Raw genomic sequence first — 25761 nt, forward strand, 5'->3', positions numbered from 1 at the left:
TAGCCTCTCTGACGCGTACGATTGGAGGGAGGTTTACGGCCTCCGTGAATCAGAGTCTAACGCGCGCTCGCCGGCGCCTGTACAGGGACTACAAAGCGCCTAGCGCGCCGCGCCGGAGAGTAGACCGCGGACCGCGTTTATCAGGCCCGGTATGGTGTACTCCTCCGCCTCCGTAGAGACCTCCAGGCCGTGGCCGCGGGCGGTGTCGGCCGTGATCGGGCCGATACACGCGATACTCGTCCTGGAGGCGAGATCCCTGGCGCGCTCTTCTCCAAATGCCAGCACGAAGTTCTCGACCGTCGAGCTCGCGGTGAAGGTTATGCAGTCCACCTCGCCGGCCTCCAGGCGCGCGGCGAGGCTCCCGGCTCCCGCGTCCGAGGCAACGGACTCGTAGACGGGCGGCACGTCCACCTCGGCTCCGGCCTCACGCAGCTTCTCGGGCAGTATCTCGCGCGCGACCTTGGCCCGGGGTATCAGCACCCTCTCTCCCACCAACGATTCGCCGCCGATCTCCTCCAGCAGCGCCTCCGCCCGGTACTCGGAGGGGATAACGTCCACCCCCAACCCGCTTTGCTTCAGGCTCTCGGCGGTGGCCGGGCCGATGGCGGCTATCTTGGCCGCGCGTGGGACGGCACGGAGATCCAGGCCGTGCTCCCCGAGCCGCTCGACGAAAGCCTCTACCCCGTTCACGCTGGTGAACACCAGCCAACCGTAACCGTCAAGCTCACGTATAGCCTTATCCAGAGGTTTAAAGTCCTCCGGGGGCCGTATCTCGATGGTCGGGAACTCCACCACCTCGGCTCCGAGCGACTCCAGCTCCCGGGAGAGGTCTCCGGCCTGCGCCCTGGCACGGGTGACCACCACCCGCCGCCCGAAGAGCGGTCGGACTTCGAACCAGGAAAGATCTTCGCGAAGGCCGACGACGTCGCCGACCACGGTAACGGCGGGCGGCTTCAGGCCGGCTTCCTCGACACGATCCGCTATGTCCGCGAGGGTGCCGGTCACCGTGTGCTGCTCGGGCAGGGTGCCCCAGCGCACACAGGCCACGGGCGTGTCGGGGCTTTTGCCGGCGGCGGTTAGCCCGGAGGAGATCTCCCGCAGACGCCCGATGCCCATGTACAGGACCAGGGTGTCTGCGCCGTTCGCGGCCTTCGTCCAGTCCACGTCCTGGCCGTCCTTGGTCGGGTCCTCGTGACCGGTGATGAACGCGACGCTCGTGGAGACGCGGCGGTGGGTGACCGGGATCCCGGCGTACGCCGGGGCGGCGGCCCCGCTGGTGATGCCCGGGACCACCTCGAACGGGATACCGGCCCGGGTGAGGTCCAGCGCCTCCTCACCGCCACGCCCGAAGATGTACGGGTCGCCCCCCTTGAGGCGAACCACGCTCTTACCCTCGTTTCCGAGACGGACCAGCAGGGCGTTTATCTCCTCCTGAGACATCGTGGGCTCGCCGGGCTTCTTGCCGACGTAGATCCTCTCTGCCTCCGGCGGCGCGAGGGAGAGCAGGCTTTCGGGGGCGAGACGGTCGTAGACCACGGCGTCGGCGTTTTCGAGCAGGCGTTTGCCCTTGAGGGTGAAGAGGCCGGGGTCTCCCGGCCCGGAGCCCACGAGGTGGATCACGACCGGACCTCCCGGATCTCGGCCAGCACCGTCTCCGCACCCTGCGAGATGAGATCCCGCGCCAGCCGCCATCCGACCTCTTCCGGGTCCACCCCCTCGGCCTCGCCGCGGTACACCATTGCCCCGTCCGGCGAGGCCACGATGCCTTCGAGGCGCAGACCGCCATTCTCCGACTCATCCACCACGCTGCTCGCGCCTACGGGCAGGCGGCAGCCGCCCTCCAGCGCCCGCAGCATAGCCCGCTCGGCTAGCGCGGCCTTTTCGGTGGGCTCGTGGTTGAGCGTGGCGCGGATGCGGCCGTGCAGCGGGTGGTCTTGCCGAACTGCCACGGCGAGGGCTCCCTGACCGACGGCGGGCAGCATCACGTCCGGCGGTATAACGGTGTGGTTTACCGTTATGTCCAGCCCGAGCCGGACGAGCCCGGCGTGGGCGAGCACGAGGGCGTCGGCCTCCCCGTCGCGCATCTTGCGGATTCGGGTATCCACGTTGCCCCGGATATCCACGATGGAGAGATCCGGCCGGCGCCACAGTAGCTGCGCCTTGCGCCGCAGGCTGGAGGTCGCCACGACTGCGCCGGTGGGCAGCTCGTCCACGGTCCATCCGGCCTCTGAAACGAGGGCGTCGGCGGTACCGTGACGCTCTCCGATGGCCGCAAGACCTGTTCCTTCCGGCACCTCGGTCGGCACGTCCTTCAGAGAATGTACGGCCAGGTCTAGCTCCCCGCCGAGAAGAGCCTCGTCGAGCTGGCGGGTAAACACGTCACGCTGGTCTATCGCGGAGAGCGGGACGTCGGGGCGATGCTCGCTGGTGGTCTTTATAACGCGGACCTCGACCTCCAAGCCCGCCGCCCGCAGAGCGTCGGCGCAGGAGTCGGCCTGTACCAGGGCCAGCTTGGAGCCCCGGGTGCCGAGAACCAGGGTATCCGGCGTGACCGGCAAACTACCTCCGCTATCTCCCCGGATCGGCGTCCCGGCCCTCCTCGTGGAGAGTGATCTCCACGCCGCTCCCGGTGTCGAGGCCGAGCATGCGGCGGCGCGCCTCCGGGGACTCCGTCGGGTTGGACTCGGCGCGGGTCTTGATCTCGGATATGGGTCCGTGCAGCAGCTTGTTCACCAGCGAGTGGCTCATCTTCTCCACGGCCTCGGCTTGCTCGGCGGAGAGGTCCGCCTTCTTGAGGGCCTTGGAGATCTCGTGCTCTCGCACCTTCTCGGCCTCGTCGCGAAGCTCCTTTATGAGCGGCACCACGTCCAGGGTGGACATCCAGCCCATGAACTCGAACACGGCGGGCTCTATGATCTCCTCTGCCCGACGTGCGGCCTCCTCGCGCTCTCCGGCGTTACGGTCCACCACCGACTGCAGGTCGTCTATGTCGTAGACGTAGGCGCGCTCCAGGGTCTGCACCACCGGGTCCACGTCTCTGGGTACGGCGATGTCTACGAAGAAAAGCGGACCATCCCGGCGCGAGATCGCCCGGGCCACGTCCTCGCTCCCGACCACCCACTCGCCGGATCCTGTAGAGCTCACGATCACGTCCACCCCGGATAGCTCGTCGGCCACGGACTCGAAGTCCACGGCCACGCCTCCGACGCGCCCGGCCAGCTCTTGGGCGCGGGCCCCGGTGCGATTCGCGATGCGCACCTCGCCGATGCCGCGCTCCCCCAGGTTCCGGATTACCATCTCGCTCATCTCGCCGGCACCGAGCACGAGTGCCTTGCGCCCGGCGAGGCTCCCGAACACGTCCTCGGCGAGCCCTACCGCGACCCGGGGCACGGACAGCGAGCTATCCCCGATGCCGGTCTCGGTCCGCACCCGCTTGCCGACCCTCAGCGAGGTGTGGAACAGCCTGTTGAGCACCGACCCCGCGCTCTGCTCCTCCGTGGAAAGCCGGTAGGCGTCACGGACCTGGCCGAGTATCTGGGCCTCTCCCAGTACCATCGAGTCCAGCGAGCCCGATACCCGGTACAGGTGCCCGACCGCCTCGGAGTCGGTAAGCCAGTAGGTGCTCTCCTCAAGCTCGGCGCGGTCCACGCCCCGGTCCGCGGCCATGAGGTCCAGTATCTTGGACCTCACGCCATCGTCCTCGACAACGGCGTAGAGCTCGGTACGGTTGCAGGTGGAGAGCAGCACGGCTTCGGAGACCACGCCCTCGTCCTTTAGCCGCCGCACGAAGCCCCGACCGGCGCAGGGAGGAAAGGCGACCTTCTCCCGCACCTCTATCGGGGCCGAGCGGTGGCTCATCCCGAGAGCAGCGACAAGCACCTACGCACCGTCCTTTCCAACTCCTCGTCCGTCGCGCGCCCCTCGCGGCGCGCCTCTTCCAACTCCGACACTACCCCGGACCACTCCGGCCCGAAGTAGGGCTCCAGTTCCTGCCGGATCTGACGCGCCAGCGTCGGCGACGCGCCACCGGTCGAGACCGCCACCTGCAACCCGCCCCGCCTCAGCGTCGAGGGCAGGGCGAAGTCCCCGTCCGAGGGCCTGTCGGCGACGTTGACCGGGATACCGCGCTCGTTCGCCTCCCGGACAACCGCCGCGTTTACTTCCCTGCGGTCCGTCGCGGCGAACGCCAGCGTCGCCTCCGCGAGATCCCCGGCCTCGTACTTCCGGCGCTCGATCCCGACGCTCTCGACGTTCTCGGCTGCGAGGCTCTCCAGCGCCGGGTCTATCTCGGGCGACACGACCTTTACCAGTGCCCGGGACCGCGACAGGCCGAGAGCCTTGCGACCGGCGACCTTGCCGCCGCCGACCACCACGCACAGCCGCTCCCGGAGCTCCAGGAACACCGGGTACAGCGGAGAGGTACCATTTTCCACGTTCCCGATACCCTTCTCCCGTGACCTGGATGCGCGCGGCCTCAGAACTCTCTGAGCCCGCCTCGATGGGCAAGTCTAGCATAATCGTGTCAGACGCCGGTTTCACCTGAAAGAGTGTTGCATGCGCCCAATGCATGGACCGTGTAAAGGTTCACCCGACCCGCCGCGCACGAGGCTTCAGCCTTCTTCCGACGTCTCTTCCTTGGTCTTCTCCACCAGCCGGACACCGTCTATCTCCATCCCCTTGTCTACGGCCTTGCACATGTCGTAGATGGTCAGGGCGGCGACGTTTACGGCGGTCAGGGCCTCCATCTCGACGCCGGTGCGGTCGCTGGCGCGGGCCGTGGCGGTGATGGATATCCCGGACTCCTCGACCTCGAAGTCCACATCCACCGAGGTGAGCTCTATACCGTGGCAGAGCGGGATCAGGTCCGGCGTGCGCTTGGCGGCCATGATCCCGGCGATCCGGCCCGTGTTCAGCGCGTCGCCTTTCGGAAGCGCCCGCTCCCTGAGAAGCTCGACGGTCTCCGGGGCCAGGCTGATGCGGCCCGCCGCGGTGGCGGTGCGGCGCACGACGGCCTTCTCCCCCACGTTCACCATGCGCGCCCCGCCCTCGCTGTCCAGGTGCGAAAAGTCCGTCAAGCCGCCTCCGTTGTCGAGTATTAAGCGGAATGCGGGGGAATCGAACCGCCACGACCCGATCAGGATCGCAAACCGGTTTTGAAGACCGGCCGGGCCACCAGGCCCTCGCATTCCAGGGCGATTCTAATATACGGGCGTCTACGAGTGTCGTGTCGTCTCTTACCCGGCACGATGCCGGCGGGTTAGCACCCGCACGTCGCCGGTGCGGCGGGTGATACCAGCGGAGTCGGCGTACTCCAGCCAGGCCTGGGCGTACTTGCGGCTGGTACCGATACGGTCTCTGAGGCCGGCGAGTGAGATCTCACCCTCCGACAGACACACGCTCTTTACGTCCTGGAGTATCTCCGTAGCCTTCTCGGAGTCGGCGAGCATCTTATCCGAGAGCTGTACGGCCTCGTCGCGTTTGATCAGGAGCCTGGCGGCGGGCCCCATCTCCACGTCGGGGGGCTCCGCCCCGGCATCCCGTAGCGTGGCGGCGAGTTTCTGGGCCTCACGCTCTAGCTCCTCGGGGACCGCGTCCGCGTCCGGCAGGCTCACGCCGGACTCGCCGGAGTGGATCTCCCCCGCCTCTCCGGCGGCCCGGATCACGGCATCCGCGAGCCTCGCGCCGAGGCCGGTGGCGTTGCGGGCCTCGGCCACCGTCAGCTCCGGGCTCTCGGGGCTCTGCTCGGCTCGCCGGCCAAGCGCCCCGAGCAGCCGTTCCCGGGCCGTCTCCGCCTCTGCGGCGGGCGCGTAGATGCCGCCGAGGTCCAAGATCCCCTCTAGCCCCGGGGCCGCCGCGGCGATCTCCCCCGGCGTGGCGGAGAGCAGCAGAGACAGCTCTCCCGGTGTTATCCCTTCGGCCGGACTGCGGGAGACCGCGAGCGGCATCAGTTTGGAGAGATCTCCGCTTTCGAGCGCCGCGAGCCAGCCGAGATCCGGCCTGCGAGAGGTGGGGTCGGCGTCGAGCACCGTGCCGCCACCGGTGGTGATCTGGGGGCTGAGAGAGCGCAGCACGACCCTGTCGCCCGGTAGCGCGACGAGAGGCTCCTCGAGCACGAGCCGGGCCAGGGCGTCGCCGCCGGGCGAAACCTCCGGCGTGTCCGGCAGGCGCACGCGGGCGTTGGTGGAGCGTGTACCGTGGTACAGCCTGAGGCGGGTGCCGTGGACCAGGGGCGCGGCGCTCTCCAGCAGCCGCAACCGGACGTCGAGAACCCGGGCGGCGGCCACGGGCCTCGACAGCAGCACCTCCCCGGCAGTGAGATCGGACGTTTCGATGCCCGTGACGTCCAGCGCGGTGCGGGCCCCGGGATGGGCGGCCTCGGCCGGGCGCCCGTGATTCTGTACGCCGCGCACGCGGAGCGTCCGGCCGGAGGCCGTGTACAGGGTAGCTCCGGGCTGGATCTCGCCGGACCACAGCGTCCCCGTCGCCACAAGCCCGATACCCTTGAGGACGAACGCCCGGTCTACCGGCAGCCGGGTTACGGCCGCGTCATGCAGTCCGCCCGGCTCGGCGGCCGCCAACTCGTCCAGCGCCGCGAGCAGCTCGCCGGTCCCCTCCCCCGTCGCGCCGCTCACCCGGATTATGCGGGCCTCGATGCCGGTGGATTCCAGAAGCTCCTCGGCGTCGAGCTCGGCCAGCGAGGCTGTCTCCTCGTCCACGGCGTCGGGCTTGGTGAGGGCGACGACGCCGCGCTCCACCCCGAGGATACGCAGCACGTCCAGATGCTCGCGGGTCTGGGGCATCACCCCGTCGTCGGCGGCGACCACCAGGAGGAAGGCGTCCACCCCGGTAGAGCCCGCGACCATGTTCTTCACGAACCGCTCGTGGCCCGGCACGTCCACCAGGCTCACCCTCCGGCCGCCCGGCAGCGTTAGCTCCGCGTAGCCCGGGACGATGGAGATGCCGCGCTCGTGCTCCTCGTCCAGCCGGTCGGTGTCCGTACCGGTCAGGTAACGGACCAGGGTGGTCTTGCCGTGGTCCACGTGCCCGGCGGTGCCGATGGTCAGCGAGATGTTCTCCACGGAAGACCCGCTAGCCAACCTTATCTCCAGAGTCCCCGGCGGCACGGGTCACGGCCTCCACGACCCTGGCCTCGTCGCCGTCGAGCAGGGTGCGGGCGTCGAGCCACAGGCTGCCCTCGTACACCCGGCCTATTACCGGCACCGGGGCCTCGCGCAGCCTGCGCGCCAGCTCCTCCGGCCCCGTCGGCGGCAAGGCGAGCCGGACGGCGTGGGAGGGTATCTCGTGGATCGGCAGCGTGCCGCCGCCGCTGCGGGCGGTCGAGGCCGCAACGTCCGCCTCTATTCCGGGCACCGCTTCCTTTATCTTTTTCGCTATGGCGTGCGCCCGCCCCTCCACCTCGGTGGCCGGGGCGTGGATCATGCGCAGCGTCGGCAGCCCGGAGACGGCGGTCTCGGGGCCACGCAGGTAAGCGTCTAGCGTGGCTTCGAGCGCGGCGAGACAGAGCTTGTCTGCCCGTACGGCCCGGGTGAGAGGGTTCCTCCGCATCGCCCGGATCCAGCGTTCCTCCCCCATCACGATCCCGGCCTGCGGGCCGCCGAGAAGCTTGTCTCCGGAGAAGATGGTGAGGGCCGCCCCGTCGGCCACCGCGCCGCCGACCCGGGGCTCGTCCGCGACCGGCAACATCGCGCCGCTGCCGACGTCAGCGATCACGGGCGGGCCGAGCGTAGCGAGCTCCGCGACGCCGACCGACTCGGTAAACCCGACCGTCTCGAAGTTGGACGGGTGCACCCACAGGATGGCGCGGGTGTTCGCGCCGACGGCCCGCTCGTAGTCAGCGAGCCGGGTGCGGTTCGTCGTCCCGACCTCCACGAGGCGTGCCCCGGAGAGCTCCAGAACCTCCGGGATGCGGAATCCGCCCCCGATCTCTATTAGCTGCCCGCGGGACACTACGATCTCGGGCGGTGCCCCGTCCGAGCCCGGCGTCTCCGAGACCACGGCGGACAGGGCGAGCAGCGTCGCGGCGGCGCAGTTGTTGACCACCAGCGCGTCCTCCGCGCCCGTCAGGTTGCGCAGCAGCGGCACGGCATGATCGTAGCGCGAGCCGCGCCCGCCCGTAGACAGGTCATACTCCAGGTTGGAGTAGCCGCTGGCGGCGGAGATCACGGCCTCGACCGCCTCTTCGGACAGCACCGAACGGCCCAGGTTGGTGTGGAGTATGACGCCGGTCGCGTTCACCACCCGGCGCAGCCCCCGGCCCTCCAGGAGCCCGGCTGCCTCGCGCGCCACCTCTCCCTCCGAGACGCCGGGGGACCCGCCGTCCAGGATCTCACGCCGCGCCCCGTCGAGCACCTCGCGCACGGCCGCGGCCAGCGCGGGGCGGCCGTGGCGTCCGGCGGGCTCCGCCGCCGCCTCCGACCTGAGAACGGCGTCCACCGCCGGCAGGTCTCGCAGGCGCTTCGCGTCGACGTCTCTACCCAGGCTCCGCGGCTCCCCGTTCTCCGGCTCGTTCCACATCAGCGGGAGTATAACGCCTGCGTCCGGCGTGGGGCTGTGCCGGTTTCCGCTGTGCTAGACTGGAACGGTCTGGCCGGGATTTTTTGGCTCTGTGCAGGAGGATATTCGCGAGTGGGCAAGGGTTCGGCAAGGGTTCTCGTGGGCTTCGGTTTCGGGGCCAGCTTCGTGGGTGGCATAGCAACCGGAGTGTTCTTCTGCACGCCGGCGGCCCGCTGGGTGGGCGAGTCGGCGGCAAGCGGCGCGGGGGTCTCCGCGCGCTACCTGGGCCGGGGCACGCTCCGGGCGGCCCGGGGTGCGGCCCGGGCGGCGGAGTCCGGGTACACCAGGGTCCGGGGCCGGGAAGCCTACCTCGAGCGCCAGATAGAGGCTCTGAGAGGCCAGATCTCACACCTCGAAGAGCGGGTGCAGGACTCGGAGGACCACCCCGTAGCCTAACGGCCCGGCTCCCGCCGGGCCTCGCTCGTGGATCGCGTCAGAAAGACGCTTCAGCCTACCGCACAAACATCGAAAACAAGCACCGGGCATAGGCCCCAAAACGCAACCCTCCCGGCCCGCCTCTTATCAGAACTCGCCGTTCCTCAAGTCTCCAACACCCCATCCCGGGCGCGAGACGGGTGTAGAGGACTGAGTCCACGCTCGTACAATCTCGCCAGCCCTTCGAGGCAAGAGCCAGAGAATATACAAATATCTCTGACTCCCGAGTAGCCTGACCCCTTCTTTCCGCGGCCTCCCGCCACGCGCTGAAGCGGAACTACTCGCCGAAGAGCTTTCTCAGCCAGCCCGGTAGCGAACCGGTGGCGCCAGACTCCATCGCCCGCTTGTAGTCCTTGAGATCGTCCGGGTGAACCGGACTACCGGCCTCGCCGAGTACCGCGCGGGCGTCGGCGACGCGGTCCGCCGAGAGGCCGTAAGGGAACTCCACCTCTACGATGAAGTCGTTGTTCCAGCGCACACGATACACCCTGAGGCCCGAGACCTCGTCCCGCGAGAAGCGGCGGTCCAGCTCGGCGGCGGCCTCGCGGGCCTCCGACTCCCGCTCGAACTCGTAGCCTACGTTCTCGTCCTTCTCGCCGGGTCGCCCTCCGCTCTCCACCATGCCTCCTAGTGTCTACAGGGACGTTCCAGATCTAGAGACGTTCCATCCTGGTCATCCACAGGCCCGGGTCCCGGACCTCCGCGAGCGACGGCAGGGTCTCGGGGCGGGTCCAGACACGGTTCAGCCCACTCATACCCTGGCGGCTCACGACGGCGCTCGCGAACTCCTCGCCGAGCCGGTACTGCTCCAGCTTGGCGTCGAGCCCGGAGATACGGAACACCAGCGTCTCCAGCGGAGAACGCTGCATCCGGCTCTGGGACATGCGGCGGCTGAGGTGATCGTAATCCGGAACTATCGTGCGGCCGACGTTGTGCATCACGTAGTCCGAGTAGCCTTCTATCACGGACATCGTGGCCTGCATCTGGTCGAAGGCCTCGCGCTGGGAGCCGTTCAGGAGTAGGCGCTGCACATTCTGGCCCCCACCCTGGATGGCCTCCGCCAGCCGCCGGACGGCCTCCCGGAGCCCGAGCCTGTCGGCAAGCGGCGTCACCAGGTCCTCTAGCATCGTACCCAGATGGTCCCGCAGCCAGGGATAGCCCTCGAACTGCAGCGCGTGGGTCATCTCGTGCAGCACGATCCACAGTCGCAGCCCGTCCACGGGAACCCCGATCCGGCCCGCAGCCGCGACGATGTTCCCGTCCAGGAAGAACACCTCGCCCGGACCGCGCTCCTCGGAGCCGGGGGCCCCGTCGAGCGGCACGGGACCGGTGTCGTACTGGCCGAGCACCCGCGCGGAGAGAAAGCCTAGCAGGAGCCCGATCTGGGTGGTCAGCGTGGCGGCCCCGAAGGCCCAGGTGACGCCGTTGGCCCCGGCCGAGGCCCGCTGCGCCAGAGGCTCCATTAGCCGCCCGAAGCCCTGTATGTTGAAGTCTATCCACTCCGAGCGGTCGGCCACCCGCAGCCGGCGCCCGGCCTCCTCCGGGAGCTCGATGCCGGTAAACTCCGTCAGGGGCGCGAGGCTCCGGCTTACGGCGTCCGGGTAGTCGAAGGCTCCGGCCCCGGAGTCCGCCGCCGAGGGCTCGGTGCGCCGGGCGAGGGTCACGGCTATCCTGCGTACCGCTTCCCAGGCTATCATCGGGAGTCTACTCGTATACGGGGTATATGTGTCATGTCCGTCATTATATTACGCTTTGTCATCCCTCCCGCCCCGGCGTACGTATAGGGCGTGTAGAGAGCATAGAGGAAACGTACAGGCGCATGGAGGCGCACGGAAACCGTGGAGACACCCGGAGGCCGTGACCGAGCCGTTGTAAGCCGTATCCCGGAGGGGTATATTTAGCGTATGTTGGGCATAGGACCTACAGAGCTCGTGGTGGTCGCGGTGCTGTTCCTGATCATCTTCGGGCCCAGCAAGATGCCCCAGATGGCCCGGGACATCGGCAAGTTCGTCGGCCAGGCTCGTGGCGCGATAGACGAGTTCAAGGACGAGCTGACCGCCGAGGGCACGGACGACTCGGAGCGTCCGGCCCGCAGCCGCGAGGAGGGCAGCCGCCGGCGCGAGAACGGCCAGAGCCGGGCCGGCGCCTCCTCTCGTGGAAGCGGCTCTCGTAAAGACGGAGACCACCAAGAGGCAGGCGAGGCGGACGAGGCGGACCCTTCGGCCGAGGACTCCTCCGGGAACACGAATCGCGAGACCGCCGAGTACGATCTGTAGATCCTGTACAGCGGCCTCTCTACCGCAAAACCCTGTTATGCGGCCTGCCAGATAGCCGGACGTAGCAAGAAGCTCCTGTTTATAGGGGGCTAGGTCTCCACGGCGTCCCCGCTCGTCTCCGGGAGGTAGAGGGCGCGGTTCAGCGGGTTCTCGTGGTGGCTCCAGCCGCCGGGACTCACGTTCCGGGTCGTCTCCAGGAACATGGCGGCCCGGGCATCCAGGTTGTCTATGAAGTGGACCAGGAGCGCCTCCAGGGTCTTTGGCCGCTCGGGTGAGCCGTACTCCACCTCGCCCTGGTGAGACAGCAGGACGTGCGAGATGTGCATCGCGAGCTCCTCGGGAAAGCCCGGTAGCCGATCTATGTATCCCGCGACTATCCTCTCGCCGAGCACGACGTGTCCCAGCAGCCGCCCTTGCGTGGTGTAAGCGAACCCGCCCCGGCCCCAGGACAGCTCCCGAATCTTGCCGACGTCGTGGAAGATGGCTCCGAAGAGCAGCAGGTCGCGGTCCGCCGGGTAGAGCTCCGCGAGCGAGCGGGCGAGCCTCAGGCAGTGTACGGCGTGCTCCAGCAGCCCCCCGATGCGGGCGTGGTGCATGGCCTTGGCGGCGGGCGCGGTGCAGAACGCCTCCCAGAACTCCGCGTCGGAGACCATGAGCGCGAAGAGCTCGAACAGATGCGGGTTCTCTATCCCCTCGCCCGCGAGCTCCAGCTCGGCGGCGAGCGCCCGGCGGTCTTTCTCGGTCGCCGGTACGTAGTCCTCCTCGCTAACCTCCGAGGAGTCGAGTACCCGTAGCCTCTCCACCTTCACCTGGAGCATGCCCCGGTACTCGTGGGCGTGCCCCTCGACCTGGACGTACTCTGGCCCTTCCAGGCCGGATCTCAGCTCCGGCGGCAGCCGCCACATGCGGGCGTCCACCGTGCCGGTGCGGTCCCCGAGCTTTAGTGACAGATACGGCTCGCCGCGGCTGTCGGTGCGTACCTGGCAATCAACGGCGAGGAAGGTCGAACCCAGCCTGTTGCCGGGCGTGATCTCCTTTACCCAGTCTCTCTCCTTGCTCAGAGCCCCGCCCTTCTAGCAGACGAACCCGTGTATAGCCGGCGATCGTCTTATGTGATCTTTAACACTGATTACGGCCCCGTAGTCTAACTTATCCGTCAGGCGTCGCGGGAGAAGCGGAAAAGCCGTACTCTCGCTTCATCCGCAGGATGCGCCCGGCGGACTCGTATACCCGCTCGCGCGACAGCCCGCCGGACTCCACCGCCCGGACGACGGCCTCGTACGCCGCTTCCTGCTCGGCTGCGGTCCCGGAGAGTATCACCGCGTCAGCGCCGGCGCCCACGGCCTCGACCGCCGTGGCCGGCACCGGGCCGCCACGGGCGGCGGCCTCCATGCTCAGGTCGTCGGTCACGATCACGCCCCCGAAACCGAGGTCCTCCCGCAACAACCCTATCGCCTCCGGCGAGAGGCTGGCCGGTCGCTTAGGGTCTATAGCCGGGTAGATCACGTGCGAGACCATCACCATCGGGACCCCGGCGTCCACGGCCTCCTGAAACGGCGGGAGATCGTACTCGCGCACGGTCTCCCCGTCGTGAGGCACCACGGGACGTCCGGTATGGGAGTCGGCCGTGGCGGGCCCGTGGTTGGGGAAGTGCTTGGCCGCCGACACGACGCCAGCTTCCCGGAAACCCTCTACCGCGGCGGCACCCATGCGGCCCACAAGGGCGGGATCGTCGCCGTACGAGCGGCTGCCTATGGCTGCCCCGCCGCCAGTGTCCACCACCGGGGCGAAATCCGTGTTTACGCCGGCCCCGAGTAGCTCCCGGCCCATCGTGCCGGCTATGCGTCGCGCCTCGGTAGTGTCCCAGCGAGATCCCACCTCGGCGGCGGCCGGTTGCGGCGAGACCCAGGGAGCATTGGAGACGGGGCCGCCTTCGTGATCCACGGCCACCATCAGCGGCACGTCCGTCGCGGATTGCATCTCCGCGGTCAGGGACCGTACCTGGATCCCGGTTTGCATGTTGGGCCCGAAGAGCAGCACGCCGCCGACGTTTCGCTCCCGGATGGCGCGCCCGGTGTGGGGGCTCATGGTCGTCCCGTCCACACTTACGATAAACATCTGCCCCACGGCCTCCCGGAGGCTCAAGCTCTCCGCCAACCTTTCTCCACTCCTCTTTACAGTCGCTGTACCCGGGCCACCGGTTGACCCGGATGTGTGGCCGGTCTCTGGGCTTGCAGAGGATCGCCCACCACCGTCGCCGGCGCAACCCGGCATCAGGAGCAGGGGCGCGATCAGGGCGGCGCACACCGCGATGGCGAGCGGTGCTCCCGGCACGAGCCCTCTCCCGCCAACGTTATCCGGCGGCCCCTCGTCTCCTTGCGGCGGCATACGACGGAGAGTCTACCGCTGAGAAGAAGGCGGTTCCTGGGGTATGCTCCGGGGAGATGATCGAGCTTACCTACGAATCGGGGACCCTGATCGCTTCGGGCGCGCCCGCCGGGGAGCTGTCCGGGATCTTACCGGATGGGTTCGTGTACGACGGCCGCACAGAGCAGTGGCGGGCCCCAGCGGGGGCCTACCGGCGGACCGCGCTCGGTCTGCGGGGCTCGGGGGTGGAGTTCCGGGACGGGGCGGCTCGCTTCGGGCCGCTGGAGCTGGAGTCCCGCGTCGCGCTGGAGCCCCGTCCATATCAGGAGGAGGCGCTCGCGGCGTGGCGGTCCGCCGGTCTGCGCGGCGTCGTCGTGCTGCCAACCGGTGCCGGAAAGACGGCCGTGGCGGTGCGGGCGATGGAGCGGGTCGGACGCAGCACGCTCGTCGTGGTGCCCACCCTGGCGCTTATGAAGCAGTGGTACTCCGTCCTTTCGGACGCTTTCGAAGGATCGGGGCTCGACCGGGTCGGGTTGCTCGGCGGCGGCTACCACGAGATACAGCCCGTCACCGTCACCACCTACGACTCCGCCTACATCCACGCCGAGCGTTACGGTGACCGCTTCGCCCTGGTCGTCTACGACGAGGTCCACCACCTGCCGTCTGCGAAATACGCCCTGATCCCCGAGATGCTCGTCGCACCGTACTCGCTGGGCCTCACCGCCACGCCCGAGCGGGCCGACGGCGGACACGAGGAGCTGTCGGCGCTGGTCGGAGAAGTTTGTTATCGGCGCTCGGCGGACGAGATGGCGGGTACTTACCTCGCGCCCTACGAGCTCATCCGGCTCCCGATACAGCTGACCGCCCACGAGCGATACGAGTACGCCCAGGCCGAGACGGTGTACAAAGATTTTCTGGAGAAGCACCGGCTACCGATGCGCTCACCCGAGGACTGGCAACGGTTCATCATGGTCGCCTCCACCGGGCATTCGGGAGGCAGGGAGGCGCTGCTGGCTGCGCGGCGGCGGCGGGACATACAAGCAGCGGCCGTGCGAAAGACTGTTACGCTGGAGACGCTCCTCAAACGCCACTGGCAGGAGCGCACCATCATATTCACCAAGAGCGTGGAGGAGGTATACGCCCTCTCATCGCGGTTCCTGATACCATCGCTCACCTACGAGACGCCGGCGAAGGAGCGGAAGGAGATCCTGGACCGCTTCCGCGAGGGCCGCTACCGCTGCATTATCGCCTCGGACGTCTTGAACGAGGGAGTGGACGTGCCGGATGCGAACGTCGCGATCATCCTCACCGGCTCGGGCTCCCACCGCGAGTACGTGCAGCGCCTCGGCCGCATCCTGCGCCCCGGAGAAGACAAGCGGGCCATCCTGTACGAGCTCGTCACCACCGGCACCGGCGAGGAGTACGCCTCCCGCCGCCGCAGAGGTCAGAGGGAGGGCGGATAGTGCTCCGCGGCGAGCACGTCATGGCCCGCCTCTACCGGGGACGCCTGCAGCCCCACCGACTCTCGGCCTCCGACGAGCGAACCACGGAGACGGCGGAGGCGGTGTGCCGGCTGTACGAGGACCACGTCGGACGCCCGCGCCGGGAGCTCGAGGAGGCGGTCTCCGCCGCAGAAGAGGAGCTGGGGCCACGCCTGGACCCGCGCCGGGGCTTCAAGGTGGTGCGGGCGCTCGCCAAGCTGCTAGAGGAGAGATCCGAGTGGTCCGAACCCACCGTGTCCGACCCGTACACGCTACGCACCCGCATATTCGAGCTTGCCGCCGCCCTACCCGAGCCTCCCGCTACCGAGCCCGGTCTGCTCGGCTCCCCCACCCGCGACGACGTCCTCTCCCAGGTCGCCCGCGAGACGGGGCTTGAGGACCCCGCGTCCGCGATGTTCGCTGACCGCCAGGGTGCGCAACTGCTGGCGGGCTTCGACCGTCCCGCACCAGAGGAGCTAATAGACCGCTACAACGTGGCCCAGGTGCAGGCGCTGCTCTACTCCGCGAGCGCCCTCACAGTGGACCTCGGGGCGCAGGCGGACGCCCGGCTCGTCTTCCACTACGTCAAGCTGCTCGGCCTCGTGTACCGACTGGAGCCGCTGGACGACGGCTACCGGCTTACCCTGGACGGGCCGCTCTCCATCTTCGGCGGCACCCGCAAGTACGGCCTAAAGCTCGCAAAGCTCCTACCGGGGCTGCTGCTAACCTCACCCTGGAGCCTCTCGGCGGACGTCGCCTGGAAGGGCCGGCAGGCCGAGCTCGCGCTGAACTCCGAGAAGAGCGGTTTGCGCGGGCATTACCGGGGCCCGCAGGACCTGGAGCCCGATGACGGCGGTGTGCGCGAGGCTTTCGAGAAGGCGTGGGAGCGGGCGAAGGGCACCGGAGAGTGGGAGCTAGAGGAGGCGCCGGGGATAATCCCGTTCCCCGAGCGTCGCACCGCACTGGTGCCGGACTTTACGATACGCGACGCGGAGACGGGCAAGACGGCGCATCTGGAGATACTCGGCTTCTGGACGGAGACGCAGCTGATAGAGCGGGCGGCCATGATCCGGGCCGCCAGGGTTAAAGGCCACCGGCTGCTCGTGGCCGCCTCCGACCGGCTCGGCCCCTCCCGCGAGACGCTGGAGGAGGCCGCCGGCGGAGAGGTGATCCTCTTCAAGAATCGCCTCGATCCGCGCGACGTGCTGGCTGCGCTGCAGGAGACGGACGGCCAGAGCTTTGCCGACACCTGAACGCCGAGTGCTGACGGCTATCCGGGCGAGACAACCAGCTTGCCGAAAAAGCTTTTCTCCTCGAACTCCTTCTGAGCCTCGTTTATCCGCGAAAGCGGGTACACGCCTGCCAGCAGAGGCTTTATCCCACCGCGCTCCACGTAGCCCACCAGGTCGGCGAACTCCTCATGGGTGCCCGCGGTGGACCCGATCAGCTCCAGTTGCTTCAGGTACAGGGTGCGGAGATCCAGGCCCACCAGAGGCCCCGCGATGGCCCCGGCGGTCACGTACCGTCCGAAGGGCCTGAGCGACCTGAGAATCTCGGAGAAAGCCTCGCCGCCGACAACGTCCGCCACCACGTCTACCCCAAGGCCCTCCATAGCCTCGGATACCGACTCGGAGAGATCCTCGTCGCCGCGCGTGATCACGGCCTCCGCACCGAGCTCTCGCGCCCGCTCCTCCTTGCCGCTCCCCACGAGCGCCACCGTTCTAGCGCCCCGGACCCGCGCGAGCTGCAACAGGGCGGATCCCACCCCGCCGGAGGCGCCGGTGACCAGCAGCGTCTCGTCTTGCCCCACCCGGGCGCGGTTCAGCATGCCTTCGGCGGTGAGGTAGGCTGTGGGGAAGGTGGCGAGCTCCTCGTCGGTCAAGGAAGTGTCTACGACGTAGGCGTTAGGGGCGGGCACGGCTACGTACCCGGCGAAGCCTCCGTCACGCTCGCTGCCTATCATGTCTGCCTCCGCGAGCCTCTCCCTCCCCTCTCCGGCGTAGACCACCGGGTCCACTAGCACCCGCTCGCCGATGCGAGCCTGCGGCACGCCCTCGCCCACCTCCGCTATACGCCCGGCGATGTCCATGCCCTGTATCCGGGGGAACCGCATCGGCCGGTCGCGGCGCCAGCCTCCCGTGGACTGCGGGTCGCTCTCGGAACCGTAAAGGCCCCTGCGGGTCCAGAGGTCGGTGTTGTTGACGCCCGTCGCGCCGACCTCCACCAGGACCTCGCCGCCGGCGGGCTCTGTAGCGGGCACGTCTTCCCGGTACTCCAGCTTCTCCGGCCCTCCGTGTCCGGTCAGTAATACGGCCTTCACGCTACCTCTCCCCTCTCCGGCATCCGGCTCGCTACTCCGGGGCTATGACCTCGATCTCGTCTCCCTCGTCGAAGTCTATTAGCTCGACCTCGCCGCTCGCGTAGAAGTCGTAGCGCGAGCGCGGCAACACGCCTTCTATGGAGTCCTCCACCTTGACGTCCGTAATGAGGCTACCGCGTCCCTTGCACCGGCGGCACTGCGTGGGCCGCCAGGCCGCGCCGTCGTCGCCGCGACCGCCGCAGTTCGGGCACTCGCGGAAGCCGGTGTAGCGCACGGTTATGGTTCGTTTAGCCATCAGCTTTCAGCCCTCGGACTCCGGTAGGTTTCGTCGCACGCCAGCATGCGGGACCGCCGTTACAGTGGCGAGGGTAGCATCCATGCGGGACGGTTTTGCGCGATAACGCCTCAGTGCTGGATCCAGTCCACGTAGGTGTTGCGATCTCCCTCCGGCCTCTCGCCGGAGAGCCAGTCAGGGAACCAGGTGTTTACCCAGAGGCGCATGGGCTCGCGTGGTGTATCCCCGCTCCAGCTCCCAAACGGCTCTCCATCCACGTAGAAGGTAACCTTTTGCGGGTAGAAGTCGAAGCGGTACTCGTGGAACCCTCCGGAGGGGTCGAAGGGGAGCTTTCTAGTCTCTGTGTACGTCGGCTCTTTCTCCAGGGCCCCGTCTTGGGTGTAGGTGGGAGTGTAGACGCTGAACATGACCCTGCGGGAGCCGTCGTTGTAGATCTCTACGTCTATCTCCTTCTCGTAATCCGGGGCGGCGTAGAGGAAGAAGGCCGTGATCGAGGACGGCGCATCCGGGGCCCGTAGCCGGGCGTGATAGGTGCCGTAACGGTACGGCTCCTCCGACCGGATCGCACCCCCGTCAAGCGTGCCCCCGGGGATCGTGATCCCGAGCCTCCCGTCCGCGGTGACGTTCTCCGGGGCCAAGCGGCTCCGCCCCAGCCTACGACCTACGGTCTCCCAGCGCCCGCCGTCCAGGTCGTCGAGTCCGTCCCGGAAGAGCCGGACGTCGAACGCGTCTTCCTCCTCGGCCTCCGCCAGCCGGGCGGCGTCTCCGTCTCCGGGTCGGCCGTCCCAGACGGCCATCTTCACCGTATAGGGGCCGGTGGTAAGCAGAGAGCCCGCCGGAATCTCCCACTCCCGCCGCAGCAATGAGGAGCCCTCTCCGGGGTCCAGGGTAACGGGGGCGAAGGGCGCGTCGTGCCACTCTCCGGCGTCGTCGCGCACGCTGTAGCCGACCCAGAAGGTCCGGCGTTCGGAGCCCGTGTTCTCGACCCTGACCGAGGAGGCGGCGGTTTCTCCGGCATGGTACGTGCCAGTCGCCGGGGAGAAACCGGAGATCACGGCCTCCGGTTCGTTCGGGCCCGCGCAACCACCTCCGGCGGCGAGCACGGACAGCGCTCCGCAGAGGGCGAGGACCGTTAACCTGCCGGTTATTGATCCACTCTGGATCTTTCGTCTAGCCTTTGCCGCTACTATCGGCGTCCCGCTTCACGGAGTCTATGGTCCTCTGGAGCATGTCCTCGAGCGAGAGCTCCGGTCGCCAGCCAAGCGTTCTCTCTGTGCGTCCCACGTCCGGGACGCGGCGCGGGATCTCCTCGTAGTCTTCGCCGTAGACTTCTTCGTGAGAGACGTGCTTTATGGCTAACTTTACGCCGGCCGCGGCTGCGAGATGCACGCTCACGCCCGCCCGCTAACCCTCATAAACCCTCCGCAGCACTCCGCTCATCTCTCCCCCTTCAAGCCCTTCGCGCTGGCTCACTCTCGACCGTATTACCGCCGCTCATCATCTTTCCCCGCGACACCTACCCGGCTCCTTCCTGGGCTAAAAGCGGGGCCGGGTATGGCGGCCGGATACGTGACCTGGGCGGAAACGGTACCGGAGCCTAGCAGAACGTAGCAGAATATTGCACGCTAATTTATTGCACGCCGTCTGCGAACACGCCTACCATGCGTGGCCAGCCAAGCTCCGGGTCCTTCTTAAAGCTTCGGGCAGCCGCAGCCGACAACCCGGCGCGGGAGCCGGATGAGCGCGATCCGTAATATAACCCGTAATATAACTAGCAACACATTCCGGGGGCCGGTTCGCTACTAGACTCGGCCGAGCCCTGGGTGGCGGGCCGGGCTTTGCTGCGCGGTCGGCGGCCGGGTAAGTTGGGTCGAAGGGTATCCAATTTTTAGAGAGGAGGCTAGGGCTTGGAGTTTTGGCGGGTAGCGGATCCGATACACTCGACGATAGACGCCACCTGGGATCTCAGGCTGATCCTGCTCTCGTACCTCGTTGCCTGCGTGGCGTCTTATACGGCGTTGGATCTCGCGGACAGGGTCATCAAGACCCGGCACCCGGGCATCCGCCGAATCTGGCTGGCGAGCGGGGCCTTCGCCATGGGGGTCGGCATCTGGTCCATGCACTTCACCGGGATGCTGGCCTTCGACATGGAGATGTCCGTGTCTTACGGTTGGCCCCTGACCCTGCTCTCGATGCTGGTCGCGATCCTCGCCGCCTGCTTCGCGCTGTTCATAGTAAGCCGCGAAAACTTCGGCAGGCACAACCTGCTCCTCGGCGGCTCCGTAATGGGGGTCGGCATTGTGTCCATGCACTACATCGGCATGGGGGCGATGAGGATGCCGGCGACCCTGAGCTACTCCCCGAGCCTCGTCGGGCTCTCGGTGCTGATCGCGGTCGCGGCCTCGCTTGCCGCCCTCTATCTGGCATCCCGCTTTAGCCGGGGCACCGTCAGGGCCTCCAGACTGATATTATTCAAGCTCGCGAGCGGCGCGATCATGGGCGGCGCCATCGTGGGCATGCACTACACCGGCATGTGGGCGGCCATATTCACGCCAACCGGAGGATCGGCGAGCGAAGGCGCGAGCCAGGTCCTGCTCGGGACCGCGATCGGGGTGGTAACGCTCATAATCCTCGGTATCGCCCTGATAGCCTCGATGGTGGACCGTAGGTTCGCGCTCCAGGCCGAGTACCTGGAGGCCAGCGAGCGGCGCTACGAGTCGCTCTTCGAGCACAACCCGGATGCGGTCTTCGTCATGGATCTCGAGGGGAGCTTCACCAGCGTAAACCGATCCGCGGTAGAGCTCTTCGGCTATACGGAGGACGAGCTGCTCCGGTCCCGGGGTAAGGACTTCGTCGTGCCGGAGAGCCTGGAAGAGCTCCGGGAGTGCTTCGACAGTACCGTCCGTGGCGAGCCGCAGAACTTCGAGGCCGCTATCTTCACCAAAGACGGCCGCCGCGTGCAGCTAAACTTCACCTACACGCCCATGATCCTGGAGGAGAGCATCAGGGGCGTCTACGGTATAGGCAAGGACGTAACGAAGCGCAAGGAGCTCGAGACGGAGCTGGAGCGCCAGGCCACCAGCGATCCCCTGACGGCCCTGCCGAACCGGACCCTCTTCATGGACCGGATGAGGCAGGCGCTGGGCCGGGCCTCCCGGAGCGAGTATCTTTTGGCCGTGCTCTTCCTGGACCTCGACAACTTCAAGTACGTGAACGACAGCCTCGGCCACGAAGTCGGGGACCGGCTGCTCATCGAGGTCTCCCGGCGCTTGCGGGACTCTCTGCGGGAGACGGACACCGCCGCCCGTATCGGGGGCGACGAGTTCGCCGTGCTGCTGGAGCAGCTCGAGGACGAGGCCGGGGCCGTGCGGGTGGCGCGGAGGATCTCCGAGAGCCTGTCGGAGCCGATCTTCATAGACGGCCGCGAGCTGCCGGCGTCATTTAGTATAGGCATAACCCTTGGCGGGTCCGGCGGAGAGGACCGGGAAGAACTCCTCGGCGACGCCGACACCGCGATGTACCGGGCCAAGCAGAAGGGCAAGAACCGCTACGAGATGTTCCAGCCGGAGCTCAAGGACGAGGCCAGAACGCGGCTGGAGCTTGAGAACGACCTCCGGTACGCCATAGACAACGATCAGCTCACCGTCCACTACCAGCCGAAGGTGTGGGTCGAGGACGGCAGCATCAACGAGGTGGAAGCCCTGGTGCGCTGGGAGCGTCCCGGACACGGCACGGTATCCCCGGCGGAGTTCATCCCGGTGGCCGAGGAGAGCGGGCTGATCAAACCCCTCGGACGCCAGGTGCTAGAGGAGGCCTGCCGCCAGACCAAAGCGTGGCAGGAAAGATACGGGTGGGAGGAGCTAACGATCTGCGTGAACGTCTCCCCCCAGCAGTTCTCGGACGCCGTGGTGGTCGAGGACGTCTCACGGGCGCTGCGGAGTACGGGCATTAGCCCGCAGGCCGTAACGCTGGAGGTTACCGAGAGCATGGTCATGGAGGATACGGAGTCCAACATGGGCACCCTCCAGGCTTTGAAGGGTCTGGGGATCGGGATCTCGATAGACGACTTCGGCAAGGGCTACTCTTCCATGACCCAGCTCAAGGGTCTCCCGGTGGACACCCTGAAGATAGATCGGGCCTTCATAGACGGCCTCGAGCACAGCTCCGGCAGCATAGCCATCACCAACACGATTATTACCCTGGGCCGGGATCTGGGCCTGAAGGTCGTCGCAGAGGGCGTCGAGACCGTCGAGCAGTTGTCGAACCTGCAAGAGCTGGGGTGCGATCTCGCCCAGGGCTTCTACTTCTCGAGGCCCCTGCCGGACCCCGAGATGGCCGGGCTGCTGGAGAGCCGGGCCCCGCTCGGGAAAGACGACGTCCGGCGGGCCACGAAGGCTTACGGCTACTTCGCCCAGGCCAAAAGGGCCTCGGAGAAGGCGGAGCTGCTCAACCGCGCGGTCTCCGCCAGCATGGAGGGCGTCGTCATAACGGACCACAGGGGGCCGGATAGCCCCATAATCTATCTCAACGAGATGTTCGAGAAGATGACCGGCTATTCGGCGGAGGACGCTCTAGGCTACAACTGCCGCTTTCTGCACGGCGACGACCGGGCCCAGCCGGAGTTGTACGGTCTACGAGATGCGATCGAAGCCGGCAGGGAACACACCTGCGTCCTGCGCAATTACCGCAAGGACGGCACCCTGTTCTGGAATGAGCTCCGGGTCGCGCCCGTGTACGACGGCGGGGGCACCCTCACCAACTACATCGGGGTCCAGAACGACGTCACCGAGCTCGTCCGGGAGCGCGAGGAGCTGCGCAAGAGCGAGAGCCAGCTCCGAACCATACTGCTCGAAAACGCCACGGACGTGGTCCTCATACTCGACGCCGAAGGTACGATCCGGCACACGATCCCGACCCTAGAGCCGCTGCTAGGCCACCGGCCGGAGGGCCTGATCGGGACCCCGGTCCTCGGAAACGTACACCCGGACGACGTGCACCGCCTCCGGAAGTCGCTGCACGGGGTGCTGGACCACGACGGGAGCCTCCCGCCGCAGGAGTTCAGGTACCGCCACGCCAACGGCTCCTGGCGGACCCTCAAGACCACCGCGCGCAACCTCCTGGACGAGCCGAGCGTCGGCGGCATCGTGATAAACGTGCGCGACATCTCCCACAAGCCGACCCCCGAGGGCTCCGGCGAGGCGGTCCCCGGCGCCGGACTCTACGCCAGAACCCGCAAGCCTTAGAGCCCGGCGCTCCGGAGAGCCGCCGGCGTCACGCCCCCGTACTCCCGTAGACTCGGAGACGCACCGCCGGCCACCAGTTAACCTGCTCCCCATTTGCTCCTTATTTAGCGCCAGCTGGTCTGGTACGCTTCCTGCTCCTCGGTGCGGGTCTCGGGTACCACACCGAGGGTGTCGAGCTTGGTTGAGGCTACCAGCTGGTCGAGCTCGGCCGGGATGGGCTGAAGGCCGGAGGGGATGTCTTTGGAGTTCTTCGCCAGGTGGTGGGCGGCGAGCGCCTGCACGGCGAAGGTAAGGTCCATGATCTCCACGGGATGACCATCTCCACCAGCGAGGTTCACGAGCCGGCCCTTGACGATGACGTGGATGTTGCGGCCGTCGGGCATCTCGAACTCGGTGATGTTGTTACGCACCTCGCGCTCGGCCTTTGCGTTCTCCTCCAGCCAGGCGACGTCTATCTCGTGATCGTAGTGTCCAGCGTTAGCCAGAATCGCGCCGGTCTTCATGCGCTCGAAGTGCTCGGAGTTCAGGACCTTGAGGTTACCCGTACCGGTGACGAAGATGTCCCCGATCTCGGCGGCGTCGAGAGAGTTCTGGATCTCGTACCCCTCGGCGTAGGCTTCTAGCAGCTTTACCGGGTCGGGCTCGCACACGATGGTGCGGGCTCCCATGCCCTTGGCGTACTTGGCGAGGCCGCGGCCGACCCAACCAAAGCCCATCACCACGACCGTCTTGCCGGAGATAAACAGGTTGGTGTTGTACATCAGGCTAGAGAGCGAGGAGTGGCCCGTGCCGTAACGGTTGTCGAACATGTGCTTGCACAGCGCGTCGTTCGCCGCGAGCACCGGGAACGGCAGCACGTCCTCGGCGTCCATCGCCTTTAGCTTCAGGATGCCGGTCGTGGTCTCCTCGGAGGCCCCGATCACGTTATCGAGTAGGTCCGGGCGCTTCTCGATCATGCGCCCGACCAGCTCGGCGCCGTCGTCGACCATGATCTCCGGCGCGGTCTCGATGGTCTGCTCCAGGTACTGCTCGAACTCCTCGTCCGATGGGTCGTGGGTGGCGAAGACCCGCACACCCTGCTCGGCGAGGGCGGCGCACACGTCGTCCTGGGTCGAGAGCGGGTTCGAGCCGGCGACGGTTACCTCGGCCCCGGCCTCGTTCATTAGCTGCGCCAGGTAGGCGGTCTTAGCCTCCAGATGGATGCACATTGCGACCTTCTTGCCCGAGAGCGCCCCGTCGGCGAGCTGGTTCTTGAAGATGGTGTTAAGAACCGGCGAATGCTGGGCGGCCCAGTCAATCTTCAGTCGCCCCTTCGACGCGAGCGAAGGGTCCTTGATCACGGAATCCTTGATCATATCTCTCCTGTTCTCTTCCGAGCTGCTCTGCACTACTCTGCTCTGCTTTTTCTTGATCCACCTTACGATACAAGGCTCTCACATATTACATGCCTTTTCAGGTCTTCACACCTACCTCGAAGACGTTGGAGCATTTTTGAGCATACTGCCTCCGCTTCTAGCTACCGCCGTTAGCTGCCCCTACTGTATCCGGTATCCACTCCGTCCCAGGCTTTCAGCGCCCGGCGCAGCTCGCCGGGACGGTTGGTCATTATGGAGTCCGCGCCCAGCTCCAGCAGCCGGAGCATCCGTCGGGGCTCGTCTATCGTCCAGATGTCGACCCGGACGCCGCGGGCGTGGGCGGCCTCCACGAACCGTCCGGTCGCGAACTCCACTCCCCCGTACTCCACCGGGACCTGCAGGGAGTCGTAGGGCGGGTCGAGGAGCCCTTCGAGCCGGAGCAGGCTAAACGCGTAGAATCTGGCGACCTCCCACTTGGACGCGGCGGTCGCCACATGAGGGCCCTCGCCGACGCCGGAGAGCAGGCGGAAGCGGGAGATCAAGCCCCCATCCTGGGAAGCTACGAGCACGCGGTCCCGGGCTCCGGCGCGGTCTATCTCCTGCAGCACGGCCCGCTCGATTCCGGCTTGGTCCTCTTTTATATCCAGGTTCACCGTCATGCCGGGGAACTCCCGTAGCACTTCCCGCAGCGTCGGTATGCGCACCCCCTGGCCGCGGTACGGGTGACTCTCTTTCGCGCCGCCGGGCGCCGTGTCTCCGGGTGTGTCGTCCGGCGCGAATCGGTAACCCGCGTCCAGCGAGCGCAGCTCCTCCAGCGTTCTGTCGCGCACCGCCCCCGAGCCATCTGTCGTGCGCCCCAGCATCTCATCGTGGATGGCGACCACGTGGCCGTCCCTCGAAAGGTGCACGTCCGTTTCCAGGCCCCCGGCGCCGGAGGCCCGCGCCTCCCGGAAAGCCTCCAGAGTGTTCTCCGGCGCGGCCGCCGAGGCTCCGCGATGTGCCACGTTGCGCGGCCACTCCTCCCCTACTGCGAGAGCCTCGTCCCGGCGGAAAGCGGCTACTGCCACGAGCACCGCGACCGCGGTCAACAAGAGGATCAGGCCCACCGCCATTATGTAGCGCCTCGTGTCCACCGGGCAAAGTTAGCATACGCCACGACGCCGGAGATCGAAAAGGCTCGTGATAAACTTGCCCGGCGTGATCCCATCCCGCCCAAAGCGCCTTCCGCGCCCCCCGAACCGGCTGCTGGTGGCCGCTACTATTTTGCTCCCGGCACTCATCTTCGCGCTAGGGTAAATCGACATTTGAGATAGCATCACTTCACTCGCGGACAAGAGACCGAGTGAGGTAGAGATGCCTAAACGCTACGAGCTTACAGACAAGCAATGGCACCAGATAGAGGATCTGCTACCCGG

General features: G+C 67.3%; 22 protein-coding genes and 1 tRNA gene. 5 read left to right on the plus strand and 18 right to left on the minus strand.

What is annotated here, in order from left to right; all coding sequences use genetic code 11:
• Positions 1-99: 99 nt before the first annotated feature.
• From cobA to selA, 8 genes are all read right to left on the minus strand, one after another.
• Positions 100-1620, minus strand: a complete 1521-nt coding sequence (gene cobA / locus ABD53_RS07355) for a uroporphyrinogen-III C-methyltransferase (RefSeq protein WP_047865094.1) — start codon at positions 1618-1620, stop codon at positions 100-102.
• Entirely contained in the window at positions 1617-2558 is a 942-nt protein-coding gene (gene hemC / locus ABD53_RS07360) for a hydroxymethylbilane synthase (RefSeq protein WP_047865095.1), read from the minus strand. Before hemC ends, cobA begins: the two co-directional genes overlap by 4 nt.
• A 10-nt stretch (positions 2559-2568) precedes the next feature.
• Positions 2569-3879, minus strand: a complete 1311-nt coding sequence (gene hemA / locus ABD53_RS07365; protein ID WP_152670640.1) for a glutamyl-tRNA reductase — start codon at positions 3877-3879, stop codon at positions 2569-2571.
• Positions 3855-4433 (minus strand): precorrin-2 dehydrogenase/sirohydrochlorin ferrochelatase family protein, encoded by a 579-nt coding sequence (locus tag ABD53_RS07370; protein ID WP_053057797.1) that lies wholly within the window; start codon positions 4431-4433, stop codon positions 3855-3857. Before ABD53_RS07370 ends, hemA begins: the two co-directional genes overlap by 25 nt.
• A gap of 177 nt (positions 4434-4610) precedes the next feature.
• Entirely contained in the window at positions 4611-5075 is a 465-nt protein-coding gene (gene moaC / locus ABD53_RS07375) for a cyclic pyranopterin monophosphate synthase MoaC (RefSeq protein ID WP_152670641.1), read from the minus strand.
• A 24-nt stretch (positions 5076-5099) separates the two neighbouring features.
• Positions 5100-5189 (minus strand) — tRNA-Sec (locus ABD53_RS16875).
• Positions 5190-5234: 45 nt separating this feature from the next.
• Complete coding sequence (selB, locus tag ABD53_RS07380) at positions 5235-7097, minus strand: selenocysteine-specific translation elongation factor (RefSeq protein WP_047865096.1); 1863 nt, start codon at positions 7095-7097, stop codon at positions 5235-5237.
• Positions 7090-8535 carry an L-seryl-tRNA(Sec) selenium transferase gene (gene selA, locus ABD53_RS07385; protein ID WP_053057798.1) on the minus strand — a complete coding sequence of 482 codons (1446 nt, stop codon included), beginning with the start codon at positions 8533-8535 and terminating at the stop codon, positions 7090-7092. The genes selB and selA overlap by 8 nt, the downstream gene beginning before the upstream one ends.
• Positions 8536-8646: 111 nt before the next feature.
• Between selA and ABD53_RS16880 the strand changes: the two genes are divergently transcribed.
• Positions 8647-8970: a hypothetical protein gene (locus ABD53_RS16880; protein WP_047865097.1), complete on the plus strand. Its 324-nt coding sequence runs from the start codon at positions 8647-8649 to the stop codon at positions 8968-8970.
• Positions 8971-9286: 316 nt separating this feature from the next.
• Here the strand turns inward: ABD53_RS16880 and ABD53_RS07395 are convergent, their stop codons facing one another.
• Both ABD53_RS07395 and ABD53_RS07400 read right to left on the minus strand, forming a co-directional pair.
• Complete coding sequence (locus tag ABD53_RS07395) at positions 9287-9631, minus strand: hypothetical protein (RefSeq protein WP_047865098.1); 345 nt, start codon at positions 9629-9631, stop codon at positions 9287-9289.
• A 31-nt stretch (positions 9632-9662) separates the two neighbouring features.
• Entirely contained in the window at positions 9663-10706 is a 1044-nt protein-coding gene (locus ABD53_RS07400; RefSeq protein WP_047865099.1) for a zinc-dependent metalloprotease, read from the minus strand.
• A 207-nt stretch (positions 10707-10913) separates the two neighbouring features.
• Between ABD53_RS07400 and ABD53_RS15840 the strand changes: the two genes are divergently transcribed.
• The gene (locus tag ABD53_RS15840) at positions 10914-11285 is read left to right on the plus strand and encodes a Sec-independent protein translocase subunit TatA/TatB (RefSeq protein WP_053057799.1); all 372 of its coding nucleotides are present in this window, start codon (positions 10914-10916) and stop codon (positions 11283-11285) included.
• An 89-nt stretch (positions 11286-11374) separates the two neighbouring features.
• Here the strand turns inward: ABD53_RS15840 and ABD53_RS07410 are convergent, their stop codons facing one another.
• Positions 11375-12202: a 3'-5' exoribonuclease YhaM family protein gene (locus tag ABD53_RS07410; RefSeq protein WP_152670642.1), complete on the minus strand. Its 828-nt coding sequence runs from the start codon at positions 12200-12202 to the stop codon at positions 11375-11377.
• A 232-nt stretch (positions 12203-12434) separates the two neighbouring features.
• Entirely contained in the window at positions 12435-13673 is a 1239-nt protein-coding gene (gene nagZ, locus ABD53_RS07415) for a beta-N-acetylhexosaminidase (protein WP_084709410.1), read from the minus strand.
• A 56-nt stretch (positions 13674-13729) separates the two neighbouring features.
• Here nagZ and ABD53_RS07420 point away from each other — a divergent pair, with 56 nt between their 5' ends.
• Together ABD53_RS07420 and ABD53_RS15845 are read left to right on the plus strand one after the other, a co-directional pair.
• Entirely contained in the window at positions 13730-15115 is a 1386-nt protein-coding gene (locus ABD53_RS07420; protein WP_053057801.1) for a DEAD/DEAH box helicase family protein, read from the plus strand.
• Entirely contained in the window at positions 15115-16386 is a 1272-nt protein-coding gene (locus ABD53_RS15845) for a DUF790 family protein (RefSeq protein ID WP_053057802.1), read from the plus strand. The genes ABD53_RS07420 and ABD53_RS15845 overlap by 1 nt, the downstream gene beginning before the upstream one ends.
• Before the next feature lie 17 nt (positions 16387-16403).
• On the opposite strand, the gene ABD53_RS07425 is transcribed toward ABD53_RS15845, so the two are convergent.
• From ABD53_RS07425 to ABD53_RS07440, 4 genes are all read right to left on the minus strand, one after another.
• Complete coding sequence (locus tag ABD53_RS07425; protein ID WP_047865101.1) at positions 16404-17453, minus strand: alcohol dehydrogenase family protein; 1050 nt, start codon at positions 17451-17453, stop codon at positions 16404-16406.
• A gap of 31 nt (positions 17454-17484) precedes the next feature.
• Positions 17485-17748, minus strand: a complete 264-nt coding sequence (locus ABD53_RS07430; protein ID WP_047865102.1) for a hypothetical protein — start codon at positions 17746-17748, stop codon at positions 17485-17487.
• Between the two features lie 110 nt (positions 17749-17858).
• The gene (locus ABD53_RS07435; protein WP_047865103.1) at positions 17859-18851 is read right to left on the minus strand and encodes a glycoside hydrolase family 16 protein; all 993 of its coding nucleotides are present in this window, start codon (positions 18849-18851) and stop codon (positions 17859-17861) included.
• A gap of 67 nt (positions 18852-18918) precedes the next feature.
• Positions 18919-19143, minus strand: coding sequence for a hypothetical protein (locus tag ABD53_RS07440; protein WP_047865104.1), 225 nt, complete (start codon positions 19141-19143; stop codon positions 18919-18921).
• Positions 19144-19655: 512 nt separating this feature from the next.
• On the opposite strand from ABD53_RS07440, the gene ABD53_RS07445 reads away from it, so the two are divergent.
• The gene (locus ABD53_RS07445) at positions 19656-22991 is read left to right on the plus strand and encodes an EAL domain-containing protein (RefSeq protein ID WP_053057803.1); all 3336 of its coding nucleotides are present in this window, start codon (positions 19656-19658) and stop codon (positions 22989-22991) included.
• Positions 22992-23095: 104 nt separating this feature from the next.
• On the opposite strand, the gene ABD53_RS07450 is transcribed toward ABD53_RS07445, so the two are convergent.
• Both ABD53_RS07450 and ABD53_RS07455 read right to left on the minus strand, forming a co-directional pair.
• Positions 23096-24346 (minus strand): adenosylhomocysteinase, encoded by a 1251-nt coding sequence (locus tag ABD53_RS07450; protein ID WP_047865181.1) that lies wholly within the window; start codon positions 24344-24346, stop codon positions 23096-23098.
• A 170-nt stretch (positions 24347-24516) separates the two neighbouring features.
• A complete protein-coding gene (locus tag ABD53_RS07455) occupies positions 24517-25479 on the minus strand; it encodes a glycerophosphodiester phosphodiesterase (RefSeq protein WP_152670644.1) in 963 nt (320 codons plus the stop codon).
• Between the last annotated feature and the right edge of the window lie 282 nt (positions 25480-25761).

The sequence above is a fragment of the Rubrobacter aplysinae genome (assembly GCF_001029505.1).
Taxonomy (GTDB): Bacteria; Actinomycetota; Rubrobacteria; order Rubrobacterales; family Rubrobacteraceae; genus Rubrobacter_A; species Rubrobacter_A aplysinae.